The sequence below is a fragment of the Streptomyces atriruber genome (assembly GCF_001418325.1).
Taxonomy (GTDB): domain Bacteria; phylum Actinomycetota; class Actinomycetes; order Streptomycetales; family Streptomycetaceae; genus Streptomyces; species Streptomyces atriruber.
This window is the reverse complement of record NZ_LIPN01000302.1, coordinates 1-4,788: the sequence shown is the minus strand read 5'-3', so window position 1 is coordinate 4,788 and position 4,788 is coordinate 1. Positions and strand designations below refer to the sequence as shown.

Sequence of the window (4,788 nt, the reverse complement as noted above, 5' to 3'; positions counted from 1 at the left end):
GCCGCGTTCCTTGCGGTCCTCGTTCCTGCACGGCCGCGTTTCCCGCACCGCCGCGTTTCCTGCACTGCCGCGTTCCTGCACCAGCCGGCCCCCGGGCCGGTCCACCCTCCCGCGCCGCCTTCCCCGGCGCCCGGGCAACCCCCCCGTCCTGCCGGGGCGGTTGCCCGGGCCCGGCGAAGGCGGCGCGGCAGACGCCGTCCCAGCTGCCCCCGCCGCCGCCCGACCCGGGCGGCACCGGGAGTGCGCGAAAGCTACTTCACGTGCAGAAGGCAGACTCTAGAGAAAGTGGATTCCCGATATGCCTAGGCTATGCAAGCCGTCAGTGCGTGTGCCGGAATACGTCATCACGGCGGAAGAGACGCTGGAATTTGCCGAGAGGGTCCACGCCGGAAAGCCGCAGCTTCCCCTGGCGCTTCGACTGATCCGCAACACGGGGGTGCTGAAGCGGCATATCGTCCAGCCCATCGAGAAGACCCTCGAGCACCCGGGCCTGACCGAGCGCAACCGCATCTACGAGGCGGAGTCCAAAAAGCGCACCCCCCAGGTCGTCGAGGAGGCCCTGGCCAACGCCGAGGTCACCGCCCGCGACATCGACGCGATCATCTACGTGTCGTGCACCGGGTTCCTGATGCCCTCGCTCACCGCCTGGCTCATCAACAAGATGGGCTTCCGCTCCGACACCCGGCAGATCCCCATCGCCCAGCTGGGCTGCGCCGCGGGCGGCGCCGCGATCAACCGGGCCCACGACTTCTGCGTGGCCCACCCCGGCAGCAACGTCCTGATCGTCTCCTGCGAGCTGTGCTCGCTGTGCTACCAGCCCGACATGGACGACATCGGCTCGCTGCTCTCCGACGGCCTGTTCGGCGACGCGGTCGCCGCCGCCGTGGTGCGCGGCACCGGCGGCACCGGCATCGAACTGGAGCGCAACTCCTCCTACCTCATCCCCCACACCGAGGACTGGATCTCCTACTCGGTGCGCGACACCGGCTTCCACTTCCAGCTGGACCGCCGGGTGCCCGGCACCATGGAGCCGCTCGCCCCGGTGCTGCGCGACTTCGCCGCCGGCCACCAGTGGGACGCCAGCAACCTGGACTTCTACATCGTCCACGCCGGCGGCCCGCGGATCCTCAACGACCTCGCCAAGTTCCTCGACGTCGACCGCAAGGTGTTCAGGCACAGCTGGTCGACGCTGACCGAGTACGGCAACATCGCCAGCGCCGTCGTCCTGGACGCGGCCCTGCGGCTGTTCGAAGAGGACACCCCGATGCCCGACGCCACCGGGCTGATCGCCGGCTTCGGCCCCGGCATCACCGCCGAGATGGCCCTGGGCCGCTGGAACAGCGACGCCGCCGCCGGCTGACCCCTGCAAGGAGCGCCCCCGCCGGGGCTCTTCGTGCTGAGCGAGTTGTCCGTACGAACGAAGGAAATCCATCACATGACTGGCCTGATCGTCCCGCCCGGTGAGGGACGCAAGCTGATCACTCCGGCCCAGGAGGTGACCTTCAAGGCCACCCACGCCCAGGGCTCGGTCATCTCCGTCTTCGAGGTGATCGTGCCGCCCGGCTTCGACGTCGGCGCTCACGTGCACCACGAGTCACAGGAGTTCTTCTACGTCCTGGAGGGCGAGCTGGACCTGCTGTGCTTCGAGCCGACCGAGCGCACCAAGGACACCTGGCACCACTGGCAGTCCGCCACCGGCGAGCGGGTCATCCGCGCCGCCGAGGGCGGCTGCATGTTCGTGCCGCCCGGCACCCCGCACGCCTTCCGCAACGCCACCGACAAGCCGGTCAAGATGCTCTTCCAGAGCTACCCCTCGCCCGACCACGAGCACTACTTCGAAGAGATCGCGGAGATCTGGGCCCGCGGCACCACGGTGGACCCCGCGGCCGTCGAGGAGATGCGCAAGCGCTACGACGTCGAGGAACTCACCCCGCTGCGCTACCAGCCGCCCGCCACCGCCTCTGCCCCTGCCACCGCCGGTTCCGGGAAGTGAGCCCCATGACCCCTCCCATCCCCCTGGTCCACGCCAGCCTGGGCGAGCAGGAACTGGCCGCCGTCGCCGAGGTGTTCGCCTCCGGCTGGCCGGCCGGACAGGGCCCCAAGGGCAAGGCCCTGGAGGCCCAGCTGGCCCAGCGCTACGCCATGGACGCGGTCGCGGTCAGCAACTGCGGCGCCGCCCTGCACCTGGCCCTGCTCGCGCTGGGCGTCAAGCCCGGCGACGAGGTCATCGTCGCCGACTACACCTTCCCCGCCCCCGCCCACGCGGTGCGCTACCTGGACGCGGTGCCCGTCTTCGCCGACGTGCGGCCCGACACCCACACCGTGGACCCCCAGGCGGTCGCCGACCTCATCACCCCGCGCACCACCGGCATCATCGCGGTGGACACCGTGGGCCTGCCCGCCGACTACAGCGAACTGCAGGCCCTGGCCGACCGGCACGGCCTGTTCCTCATCGAGGACGCCGCCTGCGCGGTCGGCGCCACCTACCAGGGCCGCCAGGCCGGCGCGCTGGCCCCCATCGCCTGCCTGTCCTTCCACGGCCGCAAGGGCGCCAGCAGCGGCGAGGGCGGCGCCCTGCTGGCCGCCGACCCGGCCATCGCCGCCGACGCCCGGCTGCGCTCCTCCTTCGGCATCGGCAGCATCTTCGACCAGTCGAAGATCGTCGGCCTGCCCATCCCGGAGTTCACCGAGGTCGGCTACAACTTCAAGCTCTCCGACATCGCCGCGGCCATCCTGCAGGTCCAGATCGGCCGGATCGACGAACTCCTGCAGCGCCGGGCCCAGGTGGCCGCCCAGTACGCCGAACTCCTGGCTGACGAGGAGCTCCTGACGCTGCCGCAGGTGCCCGCCGACCGCACCCACGCCTGGCAGTCCTACCTGGTCGCCCTGGATCCCCGGGTGGACCGCGCGGCCCTCGCCGGCGACCTGCGCGGCCAGGGCATCGGCTGCGGCCACGGCACCTGGGCCACCCACCTGCAGCCGGTCTTCGCCGGCAAGCAGAGCTGCCCCATCTCCGCCGACCTGTTCGCCCGCCACCTCGCCATTCCCATGCACGCCGAGCTGAGCACCGACCAGGTCGACCGGGTCGTGGCCGCCCTGCGCACCGCACTTCGAACCCACGCGGCCCCCGCGGGCCGGGGAGGAACCGCATGAGCGACAACCAGCCGACCCCGGACACCATCCTGCGGCTCATCAACGGCTACTGGTCCACCGGCCTGCTGGGCGCCGCCGCCGAGCACCAGCTGTTCACCCACCTGGAGGGCGGCGCGGACAGCGCCGCCCAGCTCGCCGAGCGCGCCCAGATCTCCGAACGCGGCGCCCAGACCCTGCTGGACGGCCTGGTCAGCATCGGCCTGGTCGACCTGGCCCAGGGCCGCTACCGCAACACCGCGGCCGCCTCCACCTACCTGGTCAAGGGCCGCCCCGCCGACCTGTCCGCGATGGCCCGCCTCAAGCTCACCCACATGGGCAAGCTGGCCGCCCTGCCCGAGGTGGTCCGCGCCGGCGGCCCGATCAGCGACCCCACCACCGAGGTCGCCGACAACCCGCACTGGGGCGAGGTCGTGCCGGCCATCGCCGCCCAGTCGGTGCCCGCCGCCGCCGTCGCCGCCGACGTGCTGGGCCTGGACGAGGCCGGCGCCGTCTCCATCCTGGACGTCGGCGGCGGCTCCGGCATCTACTCCGCCACCTGGCTGGAGCGCAACCCCGCCGCCCGCGCCACCCAGCTCGACTGGGAACCGATCAACGCCATCGCCCGCCGGCTGCTCGCCGAACGCGGCGTCGCCGACCGGTTCACCTGCATCGACGGCGACTTCCACACCACCGACTTCGGCACCGGCGCCTACGACGTCGCGCTGTACTCGCACATCGCCCACCAGGAAGGGCCCGAGGACAACGTGGCGGTCTTCACCCGCCTGAAAGACGCCCTCAAGCCCGGCGGCGCCCTGGTGGTCTGCGACTACGTCGTCGACGACGACCGCAGCGGCCCCGCCTTCCCGCTGCTGTTCGCCTCCGAAATGCTCCTCAAGAGCCAGCAGGGCGGCACCTGGCGGCGCGCCGACTACCACGCCTGGCTCACCAAGGCCGGCTTCAGCGACATCACCTTCCACGCCGCCCCGCCCGCCACCCTGGTCATCGCCCGCTAGCGGCACCCCGGCGCGCAGGACAACACCAACACCCAGCGCAGGCAAGGAAAGCACCGCAAGCACCGCAAGGAATGAAGGAAACAGCTGTGGACCCTGTGAACGTGGCAATCATCTATTACAGCGCGACCGGCAACGTGCACACGTTGGCTCAGGCGGTGGCCGAGGGCGCGGAGAAGGCCGGCGCGCAGGTGCGGCTGCGCCGGGTCGCCGAGACCGCCCCGGAGGCCGCGATCAACTCCAACCCGGCCTGGGTCGAGCACCGCACCGCCACCGCCGACGTCGAAGAGGCCACCCACGACGACCTGTCCTGGGCGGATGCCGTCCTGTTCGGCACCCCGAGCCGGTTCGGCAACCCGGCCAGCCAGCTGCGGGCGTTCATCGACACCACCGGCCCGCTCTGGTTCGAAGGCAAGATCGCGGGCAAGGTGTTCTCCGCGTTCACCGCGAGCAACACCGCCCACGGCGGCCAGGAGTCGACGATCCTGGCCCTGTCGAACACCTTCTACCACTGGGGCGGCATCATCGTGCCGCCCGGCTACACCGACCCCATCCAGTTCCAGTCCGGCAACCCCTACGGCACCTCGCACGTCGCCGGTGAGGGCGCGCCCGGCGAGGTGGCCCTGCAGGCCGCCCGCCACCAGGC

The 4,788-nt window shown here is 71.4% G+C and carries 5 protein-coding genes; all 5 read left to right on the top strand.

The features are described 5' to 3' along the window. The first annotated feature begins 298 nt into the window (after positions 1-298). Positions 299-1,360: a type III polyketide synthase gene (locus AOK03_RS28270; protein ID WP_055568188.1), complete on the top strand. Its 1,062-nt coding sequence runs from the start codon at positions 299-301 to the stop codon at positions 1,358-1,360. 75 nt (positions 1,361-1,435) lie between these two features. Beyond that, on the top strand, positions 1,436-1,993 hold the full coding sequence (locus AOK03_RS28265) for a cupin domain-containing protein (protein WP_055568187.1): 558 nt from the start codon (positions 1,436-1,438) through the stop codon (positions 1,991-1,993). Between the two features lie 5 nt (positions 1,994-1,998). Next, positions 1,999-3,153: a DegT/DnrJ/EryC1/StrS family aminotransferase gene (locus AOK03_RS28260; RefSeq protein WP_055568186.1), complete on the top strand. Its 1,155-nt coding sequence runs from the start codon at positions 1,999-2,001 to the stop codon at positions 3,151-3,153. Then, positions 3,150-4,145, top strand: a complete 996-nt coding sequence (locus AOK03_RS28255) for a class I SAM-dependent methyltransferase (RefSeq protein ID WP_055568185.1) — start codon at positions 3,150-3,152, stop codon at positions 4,143-4,145. Before AOK03_RS28260 ends, AOK03_RS28255 begins: the two co-directional genes overlap by 4 nt. A 71-nt stretch (positions 4,146-4,216) precedes the next feature. Next, positions 4,217-4,788: NAD(P)H:quinone oxidoreductase (wrbA, locus tag AOK03_RS28250; protein ID WP_055568189.1), on the top strand; the 572-nt coding region annotated here is incomplete at its 3' end.